This is a genomic window from Rhodobacteraceae bacterium M385, assembly GCA_025141835.1.
Lineage (GTDB): Bacteria > Pseudomonadota > Alphaproteobacteria > Rhodobacterales > Rhodobacteraceae > Gymnodinialimonas.
Genome location: CP081102.1, coordinates 693,220 through 713,802 on the forward strand (window position 1 = coordinate 693,220; position 20,583 = coordinate 713,802).

The 20,583-nt window shown below is 62.5% G+C and carries 22 protein-coding genes; 9 read left to right on the forward strand and 13 right to left on the reverse strand.

The features are described from left to right. Positions 1 to 53: 53 nt before the first annotated feature. The 3 genes from K3728_03540 to K3728_03550 are packed head-to-tail and all read right to left on the reverse strand — an operon-like array spanning position 54 to position 1,737. Positions 54 to 587, reverse strand: a complete 534-nt coding sequence (locus K3728_03540; protein UWQ96326.1) for a hypothetical protein — start codon at positions 585 to 587, stop codon at positions 54 to 56. Between the two features lie 31 nt (positions 588 to 618). Continuing rightward, positions 619 to 1,101 (reverse strand): hypothetical protein, encoded by a 483-nt coding sequence (locus K3728_03545; GenBank protein ID UWQ96327.1) that lies wholly within the window; start codon positions 1,099 to 1,101, stop codon positions 619 to 621. A 60-nt stretch (positions 1,102 to 1,161) separates the two neighbouring features. Further along, positions 1,162 to 1,737 (reverse strand): NAD(P)H-dependent oxidoreductase, encoded by a 576-nt coding sequence (locus K3728_03550; protein UWQ96328.1) that lies wholly within the window; start codon positions 1,735 to 1,737, stop codon positions 1,162 to 1,164. 214 nt (positions 1,738 to 1,951) lie between these two features. Here K3728_03550 and K3728_03555 point away from each other — a divergent pair, with 214 nt between their 5' ends. Together K3728_03555 and K3728_03560 are read left to right on the forward strand one after the other, a co-directional pair. Further along, positions 1,952 to 2,830, forward strand: coding sequence for a LysR family transcriptional regulator (locus K3728_03555; protein UWQ96329.1), 879 nt, complete (start codon positions 1,952 to 1,954; stop codon positions 2,828 to 2,830). Positions 2,831 to 2,923: 93 nt separating this feature from the next. Further along, the gene (locus tag K3728_03560) at positions 2,924 to 3,859 is read left to right on the forward strand and encodes a DMT family transporter (GenBank protein ID UWQ96330.1); all 936 of its coding nucleotides are present in this window, start codon (positions 2,924 to 2,926) and stop codon (positions 3,857 to 3,859) included. A gap of 1 nt (position 3,860) precedes the next feature. Here the strand turns inward: K3728_03560 and K3728_03565 are convergent, their stop codons facing one another. Then, a complete protein-coding gene (locus K3728_03565) occupies positions 3,861 to 4,484 on the reverse strand; it encodes a hypothetical protein (GenBank protein ID UWQ96331.1) in 624 nt (207 codons plus the stop codon). A gap of 347 nt (positions 4,485 to 4,831) precedes the next feature. After that, positions 4,832 to 5,200 (reverse strand): metalloregulator ArsR/SmtB family transcription factor, encoded by a 369-nt coding sequence (locus K3728_03570; GenBank protein ID UWQ96332.1) that lies wholly within the window; start codon positions 5,198 to 5,200, stop codon positions 4,832 to 4,834. 197 nt (positions 5,201 to 5,397) lie between these two features. Between K3728_03570 and K3728_03575 the strand changes: the two genes are divergently transcribed. The 5 genes from K3728_03575 (at position 5,398) to K3728_03595 (ending at position 8,196) form a co-directional block, all read left to right on the forward strand. Beyond that, positions 5,398 to 5,760, forward strand: a complete 363-nt coding sequence (locus K3728_03575) for an AtpZ/AtpI family protein (protein UWQ96333.1) — start codon at positions 5,398 to 5,400, stop codon at positions 5,758 to 5,760. Next, on the forward strand, positions 5,750 to 6,607 hold the full coding sequence (locus K3728_03580) for a F0F1 ATP synthase subunit A (protein ID UWQ96334.1): 858 nt from the start codon (positions 5,750 to 5,752) through the stop codon (positions 6,605 to 6,607). The genes K3728_03575 and K3728_03580 overlap by 11 nt, the downstream gene beginning before the upstream one ends. A gap of 84 nt (positions 6,608 to 6,691) precedes the next feature. Continuing rightward, positions 6,692 to 6,928, forward strand: a complete 237-nt coding sequence (locus K3728_03585; protein ID UWQ96335.1) for a F0F1 ATP synthase subunit C — start codon at positions 6,692 to 6,694, stop codon at positions 6,926 to 6,928. A 91-nt stretch (positions 6,929 to 7,019) separates the two neighbouring features. Then, positions 7,020 to 7,622 (forward strand): F0F1 ATP synthase subunit B', encoded by a 603-nt coding sequence (locus K3728_03590; GenBank protein UWQ96336.1) that lies wholly within the window; start codon positions 7,020 to 7,022, stop codon positions 7,620 to 7,622. Positions 7,623 to 7,626: 4 nt separating this feature from the next. After that, the gene (locus K3728_03595; GenBank protein ID UWQ96337.1) at positions 7,627 to 8,196 is read left to right on the forward strand and encodes a F0F1 ATP synthase subunit B; all 570 of its coding nucleotides are present in this window, start codon (positions 7,627 to 7,629) and stop codon (positions 8,194 to 8,196) included. Positions 8,197 to 8,286: 90 nt separating this feature from the next. Here the strand turns inward: K3728_03595 and K3728_03600 are convergent, their stop codons facing one another. The 6 genes from K3728_03600 to K3728_03625 form a co-directional block, all read right to left on the reverse strand. Further along, a complete protein-coding gene (locus K3728_03600) occupies positions 8,287 to 9,270 on the reverse strand; it encodes a P1 family peptidase (protein ID UWQ97433.1) in 984 nt (327 codons plus the stop codon). Then, positions 9,270 to 10,010 (reverse strand): SDR family oxidoreductase, encoded by a 741-nt coding sequence (locus K3728_03605; protein ID UWQ96338.1) that lies wholly within the window; start codon positions 10,008 to 10,010, stop codon positions 9,270 to 9,272. The genes K3728_03600 and K3728_03605 overlap by 1 nt, the downstream gene beginning before the upstream one ends. A gap of 142 nt (positions 10,011 to 10,152) precedes the next feature. After that, positions 10,153 to 11,598 carry an aldehyde dehydrogenase family protein gene (locus K3728_03610; protein UWQ96339.1) on the reverse strand — a complete coding sequence of 482 codons (1,446 nt, stop codon included), beginning with the start codon at positions 11,596 to 11,598 and terminating at the stop codon, positions 10,153 to 10,155. After that, entirely contained in the window at positions 11,582 to 13,153 is a 1,572-nt protein-coding gene (locus K3728_03615; GenBank protein ID UWQ96340.1) for a dipeptide ABC transporter ATP-binding protein, read from the reverse strand. The genes K3728_03610 and K3728_03615 overlap by 17 nt, the downstream gene beginning before the upstream one ends. Beyond that, positions 13,150 to 13,965 carry an ABC transporter permease gene (locus K3728_03620; protein UWQ97434.1) on the reverse strand — a complete coding sequence of 272 codons (816 nt, stop codon included), beginning with the start codon at positions 13,963 to 13,965 and terminating at the stop codon, positions 13,150 to 13,152. Before K3728_03620 ends, K3728_03615 begins: the two co-directional genes overlap by 4 nt. Positions 13,966 to 13,970: 5 nt before the next feature. Beyond that, a complete protein-coding gene (locus K3728_03625; protein UWQ96341.1) occupies positions 13,971 to 14,912 on the reverse strand; it encodes an ABC transporter permease in 942 nt (313 codons plus the stop codon). A gap of 188 nt (positions 14,913 to 15,100) precedes the next feature. Between K3728_03625 and K3728_03630 the strand changes: the two genes are divergently transcribed. Both K3728_03630 and K3728_03635 read left to right on the forward strand, forming a co-directional pair. Then, positions 15,101 to 16,108 carry a Hint domain-containing protein gene (locus K3728_03630; GenBank protein UWQ96342.1) on the forward strand — a complete coding sequence of 336 codons (1,008 nt, stop codon included), beginning with the start codon at positions 15,101 to 15,103 and terminating at the stop codon, positions 16,106 to 16,108. A gap of 137 nt (positions 16,109 to 16,245) precedes the next feature. Continuing rightward, complete coding sequence (locus K3728_03635) at positions 16,246 to 17,451, forward strand: aminopeptidase P family protein (protein UWQ96343.1); 1,206 nt, start codon at positions 16,246 to 16,248, stop codon at positions 17,449 to 17,451. 67 nt (positions 17,452 to 17,518) lie between these two features. Here K3728_03635 and K3728_03640 read toward each other — a convergent pair whose 3' ends face one another. Continuing rightward, the gene (locus tag K3728_03640; GenBank protein UWQ96344.1) at positions 17,519 to 18,931 is read right to left on the reverse strand and encodes a hypothetical protein; all 1,413 of its coding nucleotides are present in this window, start codon (positions 18,929 to 18,931) and stop codon (positions 17,519 to 17,521) included. A gap of 136 nt (positions 18,932 to 19,067) precedes the next feature. Beyond that, positions 19,068 to 20,552 (reverse strand): ABC transporter substrate-binding protein, encoded by a 1,485-nt coding sequence (locus K3728_03645; protein UWQ96345.1) that lies wholly within the window; start codon positions 20,550 to 20,552, stop codon positions 19,068 to 19,070. Between the last annotated feature and the right edge of the window lie 31 nt (positions 20,553 to 20,583).

Genomic DNA, 20,583 nt, shown 5'->3' on the forward strand with positions numbered 1-20,583 from the left:
TCTATGCCTGAAATGGTGCAATCGTTAGGGCAGCATGGGGGGCAGGCTTGAGGCTAGCTGCATACCGCCGTCAAATCCAACACGTCACCGGCCAGCATGTCGCCTTCGGCATGAAGGGTGAAAGCGCGGCGCAGGTTCATGTCATCCCATTCCGCTTGGGTCGCGGGCGGCTCGGGCGTGAGGCGAGATCCCGGTTCGCCGAACAGCGTCAACGCCATCGGGCCTTCATAGTCCAACCCGGCGAAGGAAAGCCCCTCGATATGATGGGCGTAGATGCCAATCAGATCGGCGGCGTGGGCGCGCGATGTGGCGATTAGCGTCCATATCGGGCCAGTGATGTTGTCCCCAATAGTCATGGAGCCTGCCGCCAGATGCGCGGTAGAGCCGCCCTCCTGACGGAAAGATCGGCCCGTGGTGGTGTATTCGGCATTCCCCGGCAAATGCGTTCCGGGTCGGATCAGGCCCACGCCTTGGGTGACTTCGATGGTGAACGATAGCGCACAGGTCTGCGCGCCAGCGGCGGCAGATAGGCTGAGCAACGCGGTGAGGGCGATGACGGGCCTCACCATGATGATGGGCTTCAACATCGTTACACGGTACCACAGACGTCGCTTCGGCTCAAACTTTAGGCTGTGTTTGCCCTAGCCATTCGCGGATATGACCCGCTTGTGCATCGGCCGGACCTTCCGAGGCGTAGTAGCCGACCCGGAAATTTGGCTGGTCCACCCCATCGGCAGGTACCATCGCGACCTCGATATTGGTGGAACCCGGCCCCACCGCGTGGATCAGCGCGACGCCCGCGGTACTGGACAGCGGCACCTCTGTGTGGGTGCGCCGCCACGGAGAGATTTTGCTCACGCGGACAAAATCCTCGGGTCGGTCGAGCACGACGCGCACTTTGCTTTGCATCGCGAGGATCGAAAGGATGACCATGGCAATGCTTAGCGCGACAAGCGCCCACCCGAAGGCGGGCGGCTCGTCCAAGATCATCATGACGCCAAGAAACCCCGTGAGCGGCGTCATCGCAAGACAGATGAGGCCGCCCAACAGGTTGGTTTTGCCCATGGTCAGGCGGTCGGGAGTGCTGGAAATGACCTTCATGGACAGGAGGTTGGCCTATCATGGCCGCCCCTGTCCACTTCTGGTTTTCCTGCCCTGCCTTCAGGCGGCCAATGCCTCGACCTGAGCGCGGGCCTTTGCCAGAGTTCCTTCCGCGTCCAGCGCCAGACGGTCGGCGGTCACGAAGGTGACGTCGGTCAGGCCGATGAAGCCAAGGACGTGGCGCAGGTAGCCGGTGGCAAAGTCGATCTCGGACCCGGCCTCGGTGCCGCCCGAGGCCACGGCGACAATCACGCGCTTCCCGGTCAACAGGCCTTCAGGGCCGTTCTCGGTGTATTGGAACGTCACACCTGCGCGGGCCACTTGGTCGACCCATGCTTTCAAGGCGGCAGGCACGCCGAAGTTATAGATTGGCAGGCCGATCACGATGGTGTCGGCGGCCTGAAGCTCGGCCACCAGCGCGTCGGATTGCGCAAGGATTTCGGCCTGTTCAGGGGTGCGGGCGTCCGCAGGTGTGAAGTTGGCGCCGACCCAATCCTCCGTCAGCAGAGCCATGCCATCGGCAAGGTCGCGCGTGGTCACGGTGCCGACCAAACGGGCGATGATCTGAGAGGTGAGATCTCGGGAGACAGAGCCCTCTCGGCGGGCAGAGGCGTCGATGCGCAGAATGTGGGTCATGGGGAGGCTCCAGTGTCATTGAATGTGATGCGGAGGATATGAGCACCTGCATGAGTGATGGCAATTTGCAAAAATTGCGCCATTTGGTGCGAAAATGCACAGTGGGACTCGTGAAGGGGCGACTGACACGTTGCAACCGCGGGCCTGTGCACTCATGGTGGGGTAAATCGCTGATTGTGTGGGATGGCGCACACATAAGGGCAAAGGTGGACAGATGGACAATTGGGATGAAGTCAGAACCGCGTTTCAGGTCGCCAAGATCGGCACCGTATCGGGCGCGGCAGAGGCATTGGGCGTTCACCACGCCACCGTGATCCGACACATTGATGCGCTGGAGTCGCGGCTGGGGGCGAAATTGTTCCAACGCCACGCAAGGGGCTATTCTCCGACAGAGGCGGGGCAGGATCTGCTGGCCGTTGCGGGGCAGACAGATGACCAGTTCGCGCAGTTGGCGGGGCGCATCAAGGGCCGCGGCGACGAGGTAACGGGGGAGTTGATCGTGACCTCCATCGCGGCGCTGTCGCCTCTGTTGGTGCCGACGATCGGCCAGTTCCAGGAACGCCACCCTGATCTGCGGGTGCGCCTTGTCACCGACACACGGGTGTTCCGGCTGGAATACGGCGAGGCCCATGTGGCGATCCGCGCGGGCAAGCTGCCCGACGAGCCCGACAATGTGGTGCAGCCGTTTTTCACCGAAACCCTGCGGTTGGTGGCCAGCCGCAGCTATGTGGAGCGATTCGGGATGTTAACTGACGAGAACGTCGGTTCGCACCGGTTTGTCGGCTCCACCGAAGAGCTGCCGCGCGCACCCTATTTCAAGTGGTTGACGGATAATGTCCCCAACAGCGCGATTTATTTCCGCACGTCCTCGATGGAGGCCGCGAAAGAAGCGGTTCAGGCAGGCATCGGCATTGGTTTTGTAGCCTCATGGGACCGGGTCGGCACCAAGGAGTTGGTAGAGGTTCTGCCTGCGTTGGAGGATTGGACCGCCAAATTTTGGCTCGTGACCCATATGGATTTGCACCGGACGGCCAAGGTGCAGACCTTCGTGCGGCACCTGAAGGATCAAGTGAAGGATTGGCCCGTCGCCTGAGCCGGCCGAAGTGATCGGGGGCGGTTTGGGGGCTCTGCCCCCGCCTGTGCCCTGAAGGGCCCAGACTCCCCCGGAGGTGTATGGCCAAGGTGAATGGGGGCGCCGCGGGTTCGGAAGCCGGGCGGTGACGGGGAGAGTGGTGTGAAAGAAGCAATAGGATCGGTGCGGGGCGGGCATCTGGCGATGTTGGCGTTCTCGGCGCTGGTGGCGGGGTCGTTCTCCCTTGGAGGGCAGGTGGCTGACGAGTTGGCGCCCACGGCGCTGAACGCGGTGCGGTTTGCGATCGCCGCGGCGATCATGGGCGCTTTCGTATTTGCCAGGGGAGGCGTGCCCAAGGCGGCGTTGCAAGCGCCGTGGCGGTATGGGGTGTTGGGCGGGATCTTCGCCTTCTATTTCGTGTTGATGTTTGAGGGGTTGAAGACGGCGCCGCCTGTATCGGCAGCGGCAGTGTTTACGCTGACGCCGGTGTTGAGCGCTGTTTTCGGCTGGTTCTTGTTGCGCCAAGTCGTCAGCGCGCGGATTGCGGGCGCGTTGCTGATCGGCGCTTTGGGGGCTGCCTGGGTGATTTTCCGGGCGGATTTCGGGGCCCTGATGGCGTTTGAGATCGGGCGGGGGGAGGCGATTTATTTTGTCGGTTGTGTTGGCCATGCGCTTTATACGCCGATGGTCAGGGTATTGAACCGGGGCGAGGCGGTTTTGGTGTTCTCGTTCCTGACCCTTGTGGCCTGCGCCGGGGTCATCACCATTTGGGGCATCGGGGACATTGCGGCGACCGATTGGGCGGCGTTGCGTCCCTTGGTCTGGATCACCATCGCCTATACGGCGGTGTTTGCCAGTGCGGCGACCGTGTTCCTGATCCAGTTCGCGTCGCTCAGGCTGCCGTCGTCAAAGGTCATGGCCTATACCTATCTGACGCCATCTTGGGTGATCTTGTGGGAGATCGCCTTGGGCCAGCCCGTGCCGGGCGCTTTGGTGTTGGGGGGCGTTGGGCTGACGGTCCTGGCCTTGGCGATGTTGCTTAAGGACTAGGTCATTCGCCCGCAGCACCTTCGCGGGCGAAAGGGAAGGCCTCTCGCGGGACGCGGATCATGTCATAGGTGATGGTGCCGATCGGGGCGGGCAGGGCCACGTTTTGCTGCATCGTGTCGCCCGAGCAGCTGTAGCTGATCACGGGGTTGAAGGTGTTGCCGGGCATCGTGGGGAGCGGCAAGGTGGTGCTGTTGCCGCCCGTGGTGACGGTCATCTGTCCGTTCAGGTTGCCTTGCCCGCCGGGCAGGTAGCAAATGTCCAGCGTGCCGCCGAGTGCTGTGATGTAGCCCGCTGTTGTCACGGTTTGGCCCGTCATCTCGTAGGTTGTGACATCGCCGTCGTCATCGACGAAGTCGGCCACGCCTTCGGCAGCGATGGGGAAGGTTTCGAAGAAGCCGTCGTCGTAGATGATCATGCCGACCGGTTGCCCGAAGCTACTGAAATTGGCGCGCACCGCGTCGGGCATCGACATCATGGCGCGTTCCAACGCCTCGGGGATGGTAGAGGTGCCGACCCAAGCCCCCACGAGGCAGGTCTCGATCGGGCCGACGGGGGCCTCGCAAGTGGCCTGCGCAAGGGCAGGTCCAGCAGCAATGGACAGCAGAAGCGATAAGCGTAGTGACATGGCGTGATCCTCTCTCAGCGGGGTTGGCGCAGGTCCAAAAGGATGGCTCGCGTGCCCGGTTAGGATTTGTTTCACCGGCAGAGGGAACCGCAGCGCCCTTGGGGTCGTTATACCACAAGACCCTATCAAAAGGAGCGTCCGCAATGCGTGGAATACTTACTATCATCGGCTTGATCGTCGTCATCGTCGCCGTCATCAACTTTTTCTGAAGGAGCACGCTATGCGTAATATTCTTTATATCATTGGACTTATTGTCGTCGTTCTGGCCGTTCTGCGCCTCGCGGGCATTGCTTGAAGACATTGGGGCCTGACGACATCGGGGCGGCGCGACTATTGGGGCTGACGCCTTAGGCCTGACCGCCCTCATCCAAGCCAATCGCCTCGGACAGGCCCTCTTGTCCGAGCCAGCGTTCGAGCACGTCCACGTCGACGGGGTCGAACTGTCCAAACCCCTGCATCCAGACCGAGGCTGCCTTCAAGGCATCAGGTTCCAGCTTGCACCATTTCACCCGTCCGCGTTTTTCCTGCGTGATCAGCCCCGCTGCGCTCAATACGCCGAGGTGTTTTGAGATCGCGGCCAATGACATCTGGAACGGGTCGGCCACATCGGTGACGGCCATGTCATCTTCCAACAACATGTGCAGGATCGCCCTTCGGGTCGGGTCCGAGAGGGCGGCGAAAACGGCATCGAGAGAGGGTTTGTTCGCTACAACCATAGGGCCAGTAGGGGGCAGTTGGTGGAAACGTCAACCAATTGGTTGAATATGCTGCAAGGCGGCATTCGCGGCGCAACGCTGTGCGACAAGTTGGAAATTTGTTATTTTACAGTGGCTTAGTCGGCCTCCATGCGCGTTGACTCTGGCGGCGGCGCACCCTAGCTTCCGCGCAACCTTTCCACGAAGGCGGTATGGTGATGTCTGAGAACGACGAAGACCGTATGCAAGCGCTTGAAGCGCGGATTGCGGCGGCAAAGTCTCGGGCCAACCCGGAGCGCTCGAAGGTGGAAGAGCATCATTCCCAAGCGCAATTGGCGTGGCGGATGGTGATCGAGTTGGTGGCCGGTTTGGTCATTGGCTTCGGCATTGGTTACGGGCTGGACTGGTTGTTCGGCACCACACCGTGGCTGATGGTCGTGTTTGTTATTTTGGGGCTTGTTGCCGGGATCAAGACAATGATCCGCTCGGCCAATGAGATCCAGCGAGACGCGCTAGAGCGCGAAGATAAAGCAGCACGCGGGAACGCGGCAGATGGAACGGGGACGCACGATGGCGACTGAGAGCACCAACACCGAGACCAAATCGGACTCTAACGGTACTGGCCGCATGGTCGCCTTCGTCCTGATCGGCCTTGCCGTTCTGGGCTTCATCGCGGCCTACATGGACGACTACGCAGGCGGCCTTGCGATCCACCCGATGGATCAATTCGTTGTGTCGCCTCTGTTCGGTCACGGCGATGTGGGCATGTTCACAATCACCAATGCGACGCTTTGGATGGCGCTGTCGGTTCTGTGCGTTATCGCGCTGATGGTTTGGGGCACGCGCGGTCGCGCCGTGATCCCGTCGCGCAGCCAGTCGATTGCGGAACTCGCCTACGGTTTCGTGCGCGGCATGGTCGAGGACGTGGCAGGCAAGGACGCTCTGCCCTACTTCCCCTACATCTTCACGCTGTTCCTTTACATTCTGTTTGCCAACTTCCTTGGCCTGATCCCCACCAGCTTCACCACAACCTCCCACATCGCTGTTACGGCTGTGCTGGCGATGGCGGTGTTCCTGACGGTCACGATCCTTGGTTTCGTCAAGAACGGCGTCGGTTTCCTGAGCCTCTTCTGGGTGTCCTCGGCACCACTGGTGCTGCGCCCGGTTCTGGCAATCATCGAACTGATTTCCTACTTCGTGCGCCCCGTTAGCCACTCCATTCGTTTGGCAGGCAACGTGATGGCTGGCCACGCGGTTCTGAAAGTGTTTGCCGGTTTTGCGGGCGCTCTGGGCCTTGCAGGCATCGCGCCGATCATCGGTGTGGTCGCGATCTACGGCCTCGAAGTTCTCGTGTCGGCCATTCAGGCCTACGTATTCACAATCCTGACGTGCGTTTACTTGAAGGACGCGCTTCACCCCGCTCACTAAGACAACCCGGGCCAAGGCCCGGTCTACCATTCCCCCGGGCGCTACGCCCGGAAGGAAAACTTCCAAATCGTAAGGAGATACATCATGGAAGGCGATATCGCACAAATGGGTCAATTCATCGGTGCCGGCCTGGCCGCCATCGGTTCTGGTGCCGCCGCTATCGGTGTGGGCCATGTTGCTGGCAACTTCCTCGCCGGCGCCCTGCGCAACCCCTCTGCGGCTGCTGGCCAGACCGCAACTCTCTTCATCGGCATCGCGTTCGCCGAGGCTCTGGGCATCTTCGCCTTCCTCGTCGCTCTGCTGCTGATGTTCGCTGTCTAAGACAGTAGACTAAAGATCCTTACGTTCGGCGCGCTGTCCCCGTGATGGCGCGCCACCGTAACACCCCCGAATTCCGGTTGGAGGAACACCCATGGCTGACGAAGCCGAAAATGCAGGCCACGGCGATGACGCCCATGGCGGGCTTGAGGCCGGCCTAGAGGTTGCCATCGGAACAGACCACCACGGCGCGACCGACGCGGCAGGGATGCCACAGTTGGACATCGGGACATTTGACAACCAGGTCTTCTGGTTGGTTCTGACGCTGGTGGCGATCTACTTCGTTCTGGCAAAAGTCGCACTGCCCCGGATCTCTGCTGTTATCGCAGAGCGTCAAGGAACGCTGACCAACGACCTGGCCACTGCCGAAGATCTGAAGCGTCAGGCAACTGAAGCGGAAGAAAGCTACAACACTGCGCTTGCCAACGCGCGGGCCGAGGCCTCGAAGATTGCTCAGGAAACCCGTGAGGAAATCCAAGCGCAATTGCAGGTCGAAATTGACAAGGCAGATGCCCAGATCGCGGCGCAAACCGCCGAAGGCGAAGCCCGCATCGCAGAGATCGAAGCCGGGGCAGTTGCCACGGCAGAAGAGGTCGCCCGTGATGTTGCTGCTGAAATCGTTCGTGCCTTCGGGCCGGGCAAAGACGTCGACACCGCGGCCGTTGCCAGCGCCGTCGCCAACCGAGTGAGAGGGTAAGATCATGCGTTATTTGACCGTTCTCCTGGCGATTGCTGCAACCCCTGCCTTCGCAGCGGAAGATGCGCCCCACGGCTTGCTGTCGCCCTCTCTGGGTAACACGGACTGGGTCGTTTTCCTTGGCTTCCTGCTGTTCCTTGCCGTCATCTTCTACTTCGGCGTGCCGAAGATGTTGATGGGTATGCTGGACAGCCGCGCCGATGGCATCCGCTCTGAATTGGACGAAGCTCGCGCCCTGCGTGAAGAGGCACAGACCCTTCTGGCCTCCTACGAGCGCAAGGCCCGCGAAGTGGAGGAGCAATCCGCCCGCATCGTGTCCGAGGCCCGTATCAACGCCGAAACCGCGGCAGAGCAGGCCAAGGCGGATATCGCCGCGTCGATCACCCGTCGTTTGGCCGCTGCCGAAGACCAGATCGCCAGCGCCGTGACCAAGGCTAACCGTTCGGTCCGTGACAATGCCGCCGCTGTGGCCGTTGCTGCTGCGGCAGAAGTGATCGCACAGGGCACCAGTGCTGCCGATCAGAACAAGCTGATCGATGAAGCGATTGAAGAAGTCGGTCGCCAGCTGCACTGACCCTTCGCTGTCTCAAGAACAAGCAAAGGCCCTGCCAGATCGGCGGGGCCTTTTGCGTTTACTGCTAAGCGTGCGCACGGCGGACGCGCCCTACCCAAACTTCTCCCGGTAGGTGGGCATCACATCACCCTGCGCCGGACGCGCCTCATAAACGCCCCTCGCAATCGCCCGTGACAAGCACAACGCCGCCCCGTGACCCAGCATCAGCAGATCACCTTCCTCCGCCAAAGGCACCGCCCCCGTGGCGGCGGCAAAGACCAGATCTCCGTCCATCGGCGTGTGACTGGGGTAGATCGCCCGTGCCATGCCATCATGGGCGGCCACCGCAAGCCTCGTGGCCTGCGCTTGGGTCAGGGCCGCATCGGTGGCGACAATGGCGATGGTGGTGTTGCGACTGTCTCCGCCCTTCAAGGGCGGCAAAGCACCCGCATCAAAGGTACCAGCCATGCCGCGCCCGCCGAACTCACCACCCATCTCAAACGGTGCGGCCCAGAACTCTGGCCCATCGCCCACCGTGACCCGGCCCAAGGCGTTCACCGCTACCAAGGCCCCCACTGTATAGGCCCCGATCCGCAAAGAGGCCGAGCCTAAGCCCCCCTTCATATCCGCAATCAACGCGCCCGTTCCGGCCCCGACCGAGCCCAAGGCGAAATCCGCCCCTGCATCGGCCAAAGCGGTACGGCCAAGGGCCTTATAGGGGTTTTCCTCCCAAGCCTTGTCGCCGCCGTTGATCAGATCAAACAAGATCGCCGACGGCACAATCGGCACCACCTGATCACCAACCTTGAACCCTCTCCCCTCTGCCCGCAGGGCATCCGCCACGCCGGAGGCGGCATCAAGGCCGAAGGCCGATCCCCCCGACAGGACCAGCGCGTCAGCGCTCTGCACCGTCTTGTCAGGTGCGAGAAGGTCCGTCTCTCTCGTGCCCGGCGCGCCGCCCATGACATGCACCGCCGCCGTGAACGGCTCATCGCCCACCAATACCGTGGCCCCGGTCTTCACGCCCGCGTCCTGCGCATTCCCCACGCGCAGCCCCGCCACATCGGTAATCAGATTGCGCGGACCGGGCCCCATCATATGCACCGCCCCCCGTCCACTTCCAACGCTGTCCCGGTAATCATCGAGGCCGCGTCCGAGCATAAGAACGCCGCCGCTTCCCCCATGTCCTCGGGCTGGCTGAACCGCCCCAAAGGGATCGTGGATAGGAACTTTGCCCGGATCTCCGGCGTGTCTTCCCCCATGAAACTTGCCAGCAACGGCGTCTCCCCGGCGACGGGGCAAAGCGCGTTCACCCGAATGCCGGCCGGAGCTAACTCAACCGCCATGGTCTTCGTCGCGGTTATCATCCACCCCTTGGAGGCATTGTACCAATTCAAGTTCGGCCTCGGCGAGAGCCCGGCGGTGGAGGCGATGTTCAAAATCGCCCCCGTTCCCGCCGCCTTCATATGCGGCACGATCTCCCTCGCCGTCAGGTAGACCGACTTGGCGTTCACCGCGAGGATACGGTCAAACTCCTCCTCGCTGACCTCCTCCAACGGCGTCGGCAAATGGGTGATGCCCGCGTTGTTCACCACGATATCAATGCGCCCCCATTGGCCCATCGCAGCTTCCGCCATGGCCGCCACATCCGCGCCCTTGGATACATCCACTCGCAAAGCGACCCCGCCAATCTCCTCGGCCACCGCCGCCGCGGCCTCCTCATTTACATCCGCCACCATCACGGCGGCGCCCTCTCTCGCAAATATCCTCGCAATCCCGGCGCCAAAGCCCGACCCCGCCCCCGTTACAATCGCGGTTTTTCCCTCAAGTCTCATCCTCAACTCCCTTCCTCTTCGCACCACATCTGCCTCCCCCCTTCATCTTGGCAAATACACCTCCGGGGGGAACGCGCGTTTTTCCTTTTGGAAAAACCGCGTGGGGGGCTGGCCCCCCGTGCTACACCAACCTCTCAAACCGTCATCCGTGATGGGCCGCTACCGTCTTCAAGGTGGTGAAAGCGTAAAGCGCCTCAAACCCCTTTTCCCGTCCGTGACCGGAATGCCCGACGCCGCCGAAGGGCAACTCGACACCGCCCGCCGCACCATAGTTGTTCAAGAACACCTGACCCGCCTTCAGCCGCTTGGCCAACCGCATCTGCCGCCCGCCGTCTGCACTCCAGACCGAGGCGACCAAGCCGTACTTTGTGCCATTGGCGATGCGCACCGCGTCGTCTTCGTCCTCAAACGGGATCAACACCTGCACGGGGCCGAAAATCTCATCCTGCGCCAAGGGGTGATCTGGCCCGATGTTTCCCAACAACACCGGGGCCACATAATTGCCGCCCTCCGGCAAGCCATCAGGCAACTGCGCCTTCGCTAAAACCTGCTCGGCGCTTGCCTGTTCCAGAAACCCCTCCACAATCGCCTTCTGCCGGGCCGAGACCAACGGACCCACCCGGGCGTCCTCCCCCGCGGGCGCGATGGTTAGCGCGGCAATTTCCTCGGCCATGCGGGCGGCCAACTCATCGTGGATATCCCGTTGCACAAGGATACGAGATCCCGCCGAACAGGTCTGCCCCGCGTTCTGGATGCCTGCGTTCACCAGGAACGGCAGCGCCTTGTCCAAATCAGCGTCATTAAACACGATCTGAGGCGACTTGCCCCCCAACTCCAACGTCACCGGCACGATGTTTTCGGCGGCGGCGATCTGTACGCGTCGCCCGGTGGCCACGGACCCGGTAAACGACAGATGCCGGACGCCCGGATGAGCCGTCAGCGCCGCGCCGGCCTCTGCCCCCAATCCCGGAACCACGTTCAACGCGCCCGCTGGCAGCCCGGCTTGGCGGGCCAGATCGGCGAAGGCCAGCGCGGTCAAACAGGCCTCTTCCGCTGGTTTCAACACGCAAGCGTTGCCCGTGGCCAGCGCTGCACCGATGGAGCGGCCGATGATCTGCATCGGGTAGTTCCACGGGATGATATGGCCCGTCACGCCATGGGGTTCACGCAGGGTGTAGACGGTGAAGCCTTGCTGGAACGGGATCGTTTCCCCTGTCAGCTTGTCGGCTGCACCGCCGTAGAATTCACAGTAGCGCGCCAGCGCGGTCACGTCGCCTCTCGCTTGGGTCAGGGGCTTGCCGACATCGGCGGATTCCATCTGGGCTAGAGCCTCGGCATTGTCCAACACCAACGCGCTCAGGCGGAGCAGGATGCGACCCCGCTCTGCGGCGGTCATCGCGCCCCAGTCGCCTTCCAGCGCCGCCGTCGCGGCTTTCACGGCGGCGTCTACGTCGGCTCCTCCACCGCGCGCAATACGCGCGATCTCCTCGCCGTTCGACGGATTCACCACAGGCAGGGTGTCGCCGCTGGCACAGGGACGCCATTGGCCGTCGATGAACAAAAGAGAGGGGTCAAACCAAGGTGTCATAGGGGCCTCCGGGGAGTTTAGGTGCGGCGTTCAGAAGGGTCTGCGTGTAGGTATGTTGCGGGTTGGTGAAGACGGCTTGCGTGTCTCCCTGTTCCACGATCTGGCCCTTTTGCATCACCAAAACGCGGTCTGTGATGGAGCGAACAACCGTCAAATCGTGAGAGATAAACAGATAGCTTAGCCCGAAATCCCCCTGCAAATCCGCCAACAGATCAAGGATTTGCGCCCGCACCGACACGTCCAACGCGCTGACGGCTTCATCTAGCACCAAAAGTTTGGGCTTGGTTATCAACGCGCGGGCAATGGCGATGCGCTGGCGCTGCCCGCCCGAGAATTCGTGGGGGTATTTCAGGGCATCATCGGGCGACAGGCGCACGGCCTCCAGCGCTTCTGCCACGGCGGGGCCGGGGTCGGGCTTGGTGTCGAGCAGGTGGAACGGTTCTGTCACGATGCGGTCCACACGCCAGCGTGGGTTGAAGCTGCCGTAGGGGTCTTGGAACACGACCTGCACATCGGCCCGTAGCGCGCGCGGCATCTGCGGGCTGACGCCGTGGCCGTTCAGGGTAATGCTGCCCGAACTCACCGGATCAAGGCCAAGGATCGCGCGGGTCAGGGTAGATTTCCCGCAACCGCTTTCGCCCACCAACCCAAGGCTTTCGCCCCGTTGCAGATCGAAGGAGACCCCATCGACAGCGCGCACGGGCGGACCTCGGTGGAAGCCCTGGCGGGGGCCGGGGTAGTGGCGGTGCACATCGCGCAGGGACAAGATCGCATCGGGCAGGGCCTCTGCCGCGCGGTCGGGCTGATGCGAGGATGCCGCGAACAGCGCCCGTGTGTAGGGATGGGTTTGGTCGCGCAAGACCTGCGCCGTTGGCCCTTGCTCCACAATTTGGCCGCTTTGCATCACCGCGATGCGGTCGGCCATGTCGGACACCACGGCCAGATCATGGGTAATCAGCAGCAGCGACATGCCTTCTTCGGCGACCAGTTCCTTCAACAGGTCAAGGATTTGCGCCTGTGTCGTGACATCCAGCGCCGTCGTGGGCTCATCCGCGATAAGCAGGCGCGGATGCAGGGCGATGGCGCTGGCGATGCAGACGCGCTGCCGCTGGCCGCCGGAAAGCTCGTGGGGGAAACGGTCCAGCGCAATGTGGGACAAGCCCACACGATCCAGCCTGTCTCTCGCAATCTCTCGGGCCTTGGCGCGGGTGGTGTCGGTGTGGATCAACAGCGTTTCGGCCACTTGGTCGCCAATGGTTTGCACCGGGTTCAGGGCGGTCATCGGCTCTTGAAAAATCATCGCGATGTCGTTGCCGCGCAGGCCTTGCAAGGCGTGTTCGTCCAGCGCCAGCAGGTCCACCCCGTCCAGCAATGCACGGCCCCTTGTCTCGGCGCGGCGGGGCAACAGACCCATCATCGCCAGCGCCGTCATCGACTTGCCCGAGCCGCTTTCGCCCACCAGACCGAAAATCTCTTTCGGGCGGATCGACAGGCTCACGTCGTCCAGGATCGCCTTGCGCCCGATGCTGAGAGACAGCCCTTCAACCTCAATCATCCTCGAGCCCTCCGCAGGCGCGGATCAAGGGCATCGCGTAGCCCGTCGCCCATCAGGTTGAGGCCAAGCACCAGAAGCACGATCGACAGGCCCGGCAGAAACGCCAGATGCGCGTGGGAATAAACCATCGTCTGCGCGTCGGCCAACATCTTGCCAAGGGACGCCGTGGGCGGCTGCGCCCCAAGGCCCACGTAGGACAGGCCCGCCTCGGCCAGAATGCCGAGAGAGAACTGGATCGTGGCCTGCACGATCAACAGGTTCGCGATGTTGGGCAGAATGTGTTCGAAGCTGATCCGTGTGGGGGATTTGCCAGCGGTGCGGGCGGCGAGGATGTACTCGAGTGTCCAGATCGGCAGCGCCCCGCCGCGGGCGACACGGGCGAAAACGGGGATGTTGAAGATACCAATGGCCAGGATCGCATTGGTGGCCGAAGGGCCGTAGACGGCGGTAATCAGGATCGCGATCACAAGGGACGGGAAGGCAAAAATCAGGTCGTTGCCCCGCATGATGACCTCGTCCAGCAGGGACCCTTTGGTCGCCGCCGCCGCCAGCCCCAAGGGCACGCCCAAACCCACGCCGATGCCCACGGCGACCAGCGCCACAGCGATCGAGGTCTGGGTGCCCTCCATCAGCATCGACACAAGGTCGCGGCCAAACTGATCGGTCCCGAACCAATGGGCGGCAGAGGCCGGTTGCAAGCGGTCCGCGATGGAGAGACTGGCCGTGTCGTAGGGTGTCCAGACCAACGACAGCAGCGCCAAGGCAAGGAAAAAGCCCGATATGAGCGTGCCGAAAACAAGGGCAGGGGGCAGGTGTTTCATGTGCGGCGAAGCCTCGGGTCCACGATGGCGTAGGCGATGTCCACAAGGAAGGTCACCACGATCACCGCGAAGACAAGCAGCATGGTGACGCTTTCCACCACGATCAAATCCCTCTGGGTGATGCCTTGGAAAATCAACCGCCCAAGGCCGGGCAGGTAGAAGACGTTTTCGATAATGATCGCGCCCGCCAGTAGGAAGCTGAACTGCAATCCGATGATGGTCAGCACCGGGATCAGCGCGTTGCGCAATGCGTGGCGCAGGATTGCTTGGCGCGGTGACAGACCCTTGGCGCGGGCGGTGCGGATGTAATCTTGGTCCAACGTCTCGATCAGGGCCGAGCGCATGACCCGCGCCAGGATAGCCGCTTGCGGTAGGGCCAAGGCGATGGCGGGCAGGGTAAGGGACCGCAGCGCGGCCCCCGGATCATCCCAGCCGCCAAACCCGCCCGAGGGGAACCACTGCCGCTTCACCGCGAACAGCAACACAAGGAACATGGCGAACCAGAAGTTCGGCACCGCAATGCCCAATTGCGTCACGCCCATGGTCAGATAATCGCCGATGCGGCCCCTGTTTGCGGCGGCCAGAACGCCCACGGGCACGGCGATCAACGTCGAGAGGATCAGCGCTAGAACCGCCAAGGGAACCGAGATCCAGATCCGGTCTGCAATCAGCTCGGCCACCGGCACGCGGTAATTGTACGACGTGCCGAAATCCCCCGTGACCATGCCGGTCACCCACGACAGGTAGCGTGTGGCCAAACTGCCCTCTAACCCCAATTCGGCCCGCAGGTTGGTTATGGCCTCTTCGGTGGCGTTCAGGCCCAACATATAGGCGGCGGGGTCGCCGGGGATCACCTCCACCACCGCGAAAATCGCGAAGCTGGCGACGATCAGGCTCAGGCTCAGGGACAGGGCACGGAAGAGGAGATAGCGGCTCATGCAGGCGACGTTACGGCGGTCGCGCGCAATGGGCCAGAGGGCTTGGTTAACCTTGCGCCGATCAGGGCACCTGACACGGCGTTAACCATTGGGGCGGCAATTGGCCCTCAGCGTCATATTGACGGCTGATTTATCGGGCTATCTTGCCCTGTATACTTCTATGTCCCTCCGATTTCGGTGCAAAAACCATGCCAACGCTCGTCATTTATGAGATTAATACCGACCCGCTCGGATCGTCCAACGTGACCGTTCTTAACGAGTATGTCGTTGATGTTATTGACGATGATGCGCTTCTGGAAGATCCCGATGGCAACGGTCCACAGCTCGATGTCAGCGGCATTCCCGGCTTTAACGGCGATTCGACCAATTTCCAGACGTTCGAGGCTTATACCGGTACGCTCGCCGGAAACCCGGTGAGTTTCACGCTGCTGCAATATTCCAGCCCGGTGCTGATTGTGGCCACTCAGGGCACATTTGACGTGGGCGACACGATCACCGGGACGAACAACAACATCGTTAACGCCCCCGCCAGCGCCTATGCGACGCTGCCCGATTTCGTCTGTTTCGTCGCCGGATCGCAGGTGGAAACGCCCCGTGGCCCTCGGGCAATTGAAACGCTATCGCCCGGCGATATGGTGCTGACAGCGCAGGGCTATGCCAAGCCCATCCGCTGGATCGGTCGGCGCAAGATCAGCGCGGCAGAGCTGGCGCGGAACCCGCATCTCGCCCCTGTGGCGATTGCGCCCGATGCCATCGCGCCCGGTGTGCCTTCGGCCCCGGTGCAAGTGTCGCCGCAACACCGCATCGCTTTAGGCACCGGCAAAAGCCATGTCGCGTTGGATGACGCTGCGGTGCTTGTGCCTGCGCAATGGTTAACGCAGCGCCCCGGTATTTCCCTCGGCAACGCCGAGCACGGGGTGGATTACGTGCATATCTTACTGGACCACCACGAAGTGGTGAATGTCGCGGGCCTGTGGTCCGAGACCTTGTTTCTGGGCGACACGATGCTTGACGCGCTTTGTCCCGCTGCCCGCGATGAGATCGCGCAGATATTCCCGGATCTGGGCCAAGGACCTCAACGGACCGAGGAAACCTGCCTGCGCGTCGCCACCAAGCAAGAGGCCTGCGTTGCCCTGCATGATTTCTGCGCCTTTGATACCGACCTTGTCACCGGTTCCCTGCCAATGACGGGGTAGGCGGCGCGCCACTCGCAAAGCCCTTGCCAGAATGCCAATCCCCCGGTTACATCTGCCCTACGGCTGAAGCGATGGCGTCGCTTTCTTTGGCCAAACTGCCCTGAACGCCGGGGCCTTCTGTCAAAGGAGGGTCCGCGATGCAGCGCCCCCAATTTTACGAGATGCACAACGGCCAGAAGGCGGCTTTGCCCTTCGATCTGTCCGAGTATGACGCCCGCCTGCGCGGTCTTCGCGCGATCATGGCGGCGCAAGGCGTGTCGGTTGCGGTCCTGACCTCGATGCACAACATCGCCTATTATTCGGGGTTCCTTTATTGCGCGTTCGGGCGGCCTTATGGGCTGGTGGTCACCGCCGAGCGAAGCGTTGTCATCAGCGCGGGCATCGACGCGGGCCAACCGTGGCGGCGCTGCGCCCATGAGGCGCTGACCTATACGGATTGGGAGCGGAACAACTACTGGCGCACCATCCGCCATGTGGCGGGTGAGGGCGCGCGTGTGGGGTTTGAGGGGGACCATATCTCGGTCGCGCAACATGGGCTGTTGAGCGCATTTCTGAAGCCCGCCGCCTTGGTCGATATCGCGCCCGCCACCATGGTGCAGCGGATGATGAAATCCGACGCCGAACGCGCCTTGATCCGTGCAGGCGCGGCCACGGCAGATGTGGGCGGCTACGCGATCCGCGATGCGGTCCGGGCCGGGGCGCGGGAAATCGACATCGCCATGGCAGGGCGCGACGCGATGGAAGCGCACATCGCCGCAGAATTCCCCGATGCCGAATACCGCGACACTTGGGTTTGGTTCCAATCGGGGCTGAACACCGACGGCGCCCACAACCCGGTGACCGCGCGGGCCTTGGGGCGGGGGGATATCCTGTCGCTCAACACCTTCCCGATGATCTCGGGCTACTACACGGCGCTGGAGCGCACGATGTTTGTCGAAACCGTAGATGCGGCCTCCCTGCGCATATGGGAGACCAACGTCGCGGCCCATGAGTTGGGGATTTCCCTGATTAAACCGGGCGCAAGCTGTGCCGAGATCACCGCCGGGGTGAATGAGTTCTTCGCCGAGGAAGACCTGCTGCAATACCGCAGTTTCGGCTACGGCCATTCGTTCGGGGTACTGTCCCATTACTACGGGCGCGAGGCGGGGCTGGAGCTGCGCGAAGATATCGACACGGTGCTGGAACCCGGCATGGTCATTTCGATGGAGCCGATGGTGACGATCCCCGAAGGCCAGCCCGGCGCAGGTGGTTACCGTGAACATGACATCCTGATCGTGACCGAGGACGGGGCCGAAAACATCACTGGCTACCCCTATGGGCCAGAGTTCAACGTGGTCGGGTAAGGGGTGATGCCGCCGACCCCCGCCCGCGTCGTGTCGTGTTGCGGGCTGGGGGTGGGGGCAGGGCGATCTAGTCTACGTCCAGCGTTACGCCGTCGGTGTCGATCCCGTCAGCCATTTCGCTCTCCACGACGTAGACATTGCCCTCTCCGCTGCCGTCTTGCACGGCCTCTACCCCAAGGTCGCCGCCGTCATTTCCGGCGGTGGCCGAGCTGATCAGCGTCATCATCAGATCGCCCGCGTCGTCTTCCTCAGCCACGATGCCCACACCGCCGTTGGACGAGGCCTCGACCGCCGTTGCCGTCACATAGACGCTGCCCGGCCCTTCCTCGGACAGCTTGATTGCGTCGTCGATATTGCCGTTGCCGATGATGCCGGTGAAGACCACGTCGATGTCGCCCGGGCCTTGTTCGTCGAAGTCATAACCCTCATCGAAATTGCCAAGCATTTGCCCGATGGACAATGTCGCGATGATGCTGCCGGGACCGGCTTCATCGATGTCAAAGCCATCGTCTACGTCGATGGAGTATTCATATTCCTCCACACTGCCGCCTTCATAGGTTTCGACCTCCAGCTCAAAACAGCCCATGTCTGGCGTGTCGTCAGAAGGCTGGGGCAGGTCTCCTACGATGATCTCGAATTCTTCAAATTCGCCCTCGGGTTCGGCGGGCAGGAATGAGGCCAGCACGGCGGGGTCGCAGTAGCTGCCGTTCTCGATAAAATTGGCCCGGATCAGGTCCACGATCACGTCGCCCGCTTGGCCCTCGTCCAACTCGAACCCGTCGGCGCCCACCCCTGTCGCAACAAGGTTCACCCCGGTCAGGTCAATGCTTCCCGGTCCGCGTTCGTCCACACGCAAGCCGTCGGCGTCAAAGCTGCCTTGCCCCACGTCCGAGATATGCACCCGGTTCAGCTCCAACTGGATCGACGCGGCAGAGCCTTCACCCGTCCCGCCATCGCCGCTGCCGCAATCGTCGGCCAAGGTGCAATCGGATACGTGGATGCCGTGGCCTGCCACGCCCGACACGGCCACATTCGTCAGCACAAGACTCACCACGCCTTCCGCGTCCTCGGCGACGTCTAGAAAGATGCCTTTTCCGGGTGTCTCTGCGGTGCTTTGGTTGGCAAGGGAATAGCCGCCCGGTCCGGTGAAGCGCGTGGCGATGATCGCCAAGACCTGCGGGCCGATGGCCGACAGAAGCGTCACGTCATTGTCGGACGCGATGGTCACGCCGTTGCCCATGATGACCAGCGGAGAGGTGCCCTCATACCGCAAACCGACTTCCGTGGTGATCGTGCCGTCGGCTTGGGTGACGTAGATCACCGTCCGCTCGTCCGATGCTGCCGCCGCGTCCAGGGCTTCCTGCAAAGAGCCGGGGCCGGTGGGGTAGAAGTTCGTCACCATCAGCGTTTCGGCCAGGGCGGGGGAGGTCAGGCAGAGGGCGAGGGCGGCGCTGGAAAAAAGGTTAAGGGGCAGCGACATGGAAAATCCTTGGGTGAAATAACATCGCGCCCGCAGGGCGCGTGGGCGCCGAAGGGCCGAAGGGCCGCAGGCGCAATCAGCGAAGCGCAACGGGGGGCGTCAGCCCCCCGCTACAATGGCGTTTTTCAACGGCTGGTTACTCGCTCCAGCTGACGCCGGTCACGTCAATCGCCTGGGTGGGCGAGTTCGCCCAAAGGCCCACGATATTGGCATTGGCGACACCGGTTTTGGGCAGTTGGAACAGATAGGCGTTCACGTAATCATCCGCGATCATCTGCTGCGCGGCTTGGTTAATGCGCGTGCGCTCCGCCGGGTCCGTGGTGACGGAAAGCTCCTCCATCAGGGCTTGGAACTCGGCGTTGTCGTACTGGAAATAGTACTCGGGCCGGGCATAGATGTTGATGTCCGCTGGCTCTGTGTGGCTGATAATCGTCAGGTCAAAGTCGTAGCCCCGGAACACCTGTTCCAACCAACCGGCCCATTCGAGGTTGGTGATTTCCGTTGCAATGCCCACGTCGCGCAATTGGCTGGCGATGATCTCGCCACCACGGCGCGCATAGGCCGGCGGCGGCAACATCAGGCGCAGGGTCAGATCCTCGGCCCCCGCTTCGGCCAGCAGCTCTCGGGCGCGTTCTGGATCAAAGGCCGATTGCCCGGTCAGGTCCACATAGTCAGGATTGTGGGGCGCGAAGTGCGTGCCGATGGGCGTGCCGTAGCCGAACATCGCGCCGTCGATGATGTCCTGGCGGTTGATCGCGTGGGAAATCGCTTGCCGGATCAGCGGGTTAGAAAGAACCTCTCCACCGTTGTTCATGGCAAGAATCGTCTCCCCTTCGGTGGAGCCGACGATGACGTTGAAGCGGGGGTCGGCCTCAAACTGCGCCAGTGTTTCGGGGGCGGGAAAGACCGGGAAGGCATCCAGATCGCCCGCCATCATCGCGGCCATGGCGGCGTTGGGGTCGCTGATGAAGCGGAATGTCACCTCGGTCAGCGCTGGAGCGTCGCCCCAATAGCTGTCGTTGCGGGTCAGCGTGATGCTGTCGCCTTGGCGCCATTCGGTGAAGGAGAACGCGCCGGTGCCGATGGGGTTGGTCGCGTTGGTGTCGGCGCTGGCGGCGTCCACGATCACCGCGTCACCCCATGCCATGTCGAACAGGAACGCGCCGTCTGGCCCGTCGAGCGTGACGGTGACGGTGGTGTCATCCACCGCTTCGGCACTGACGATATTGGCAAAAAGGGCGGCCTGCGCGTTGGTGGAGCCTTCGGCCCGCGCCCGATCGAGAGAGAAGACAACGTCTTCCGCCGTCATCGCCGCGCCGTCATGGAAAGTCACGCCGTCGCGCAGGTGGAACGTGTAGGTGGTGCCATCTTCCGAGATGTCCCAGCTTTCCGCGAGGCCGGGAATAACCGCGCCGTCGGCGGCGAAGCGGGTCAGCCCCTCGAACACGTTGGAGTAGACCACTTCGTCAATCGCGGCAGCCGCGCCGCCTGTGGGGTCCAGCATCGGCGGCTCCAGCTGCATGCCGATGCTAAGGGTGGTTTGTTGCGCCATGGCGGTGCCAGCGGTCAGCGCCAAAACGGCGGCGCTAAGGCCCAAGATCGGGCGAAGGGTGGTTTTCATGATCTCTCTCCCTGAGGTCTGATTTTGCCCT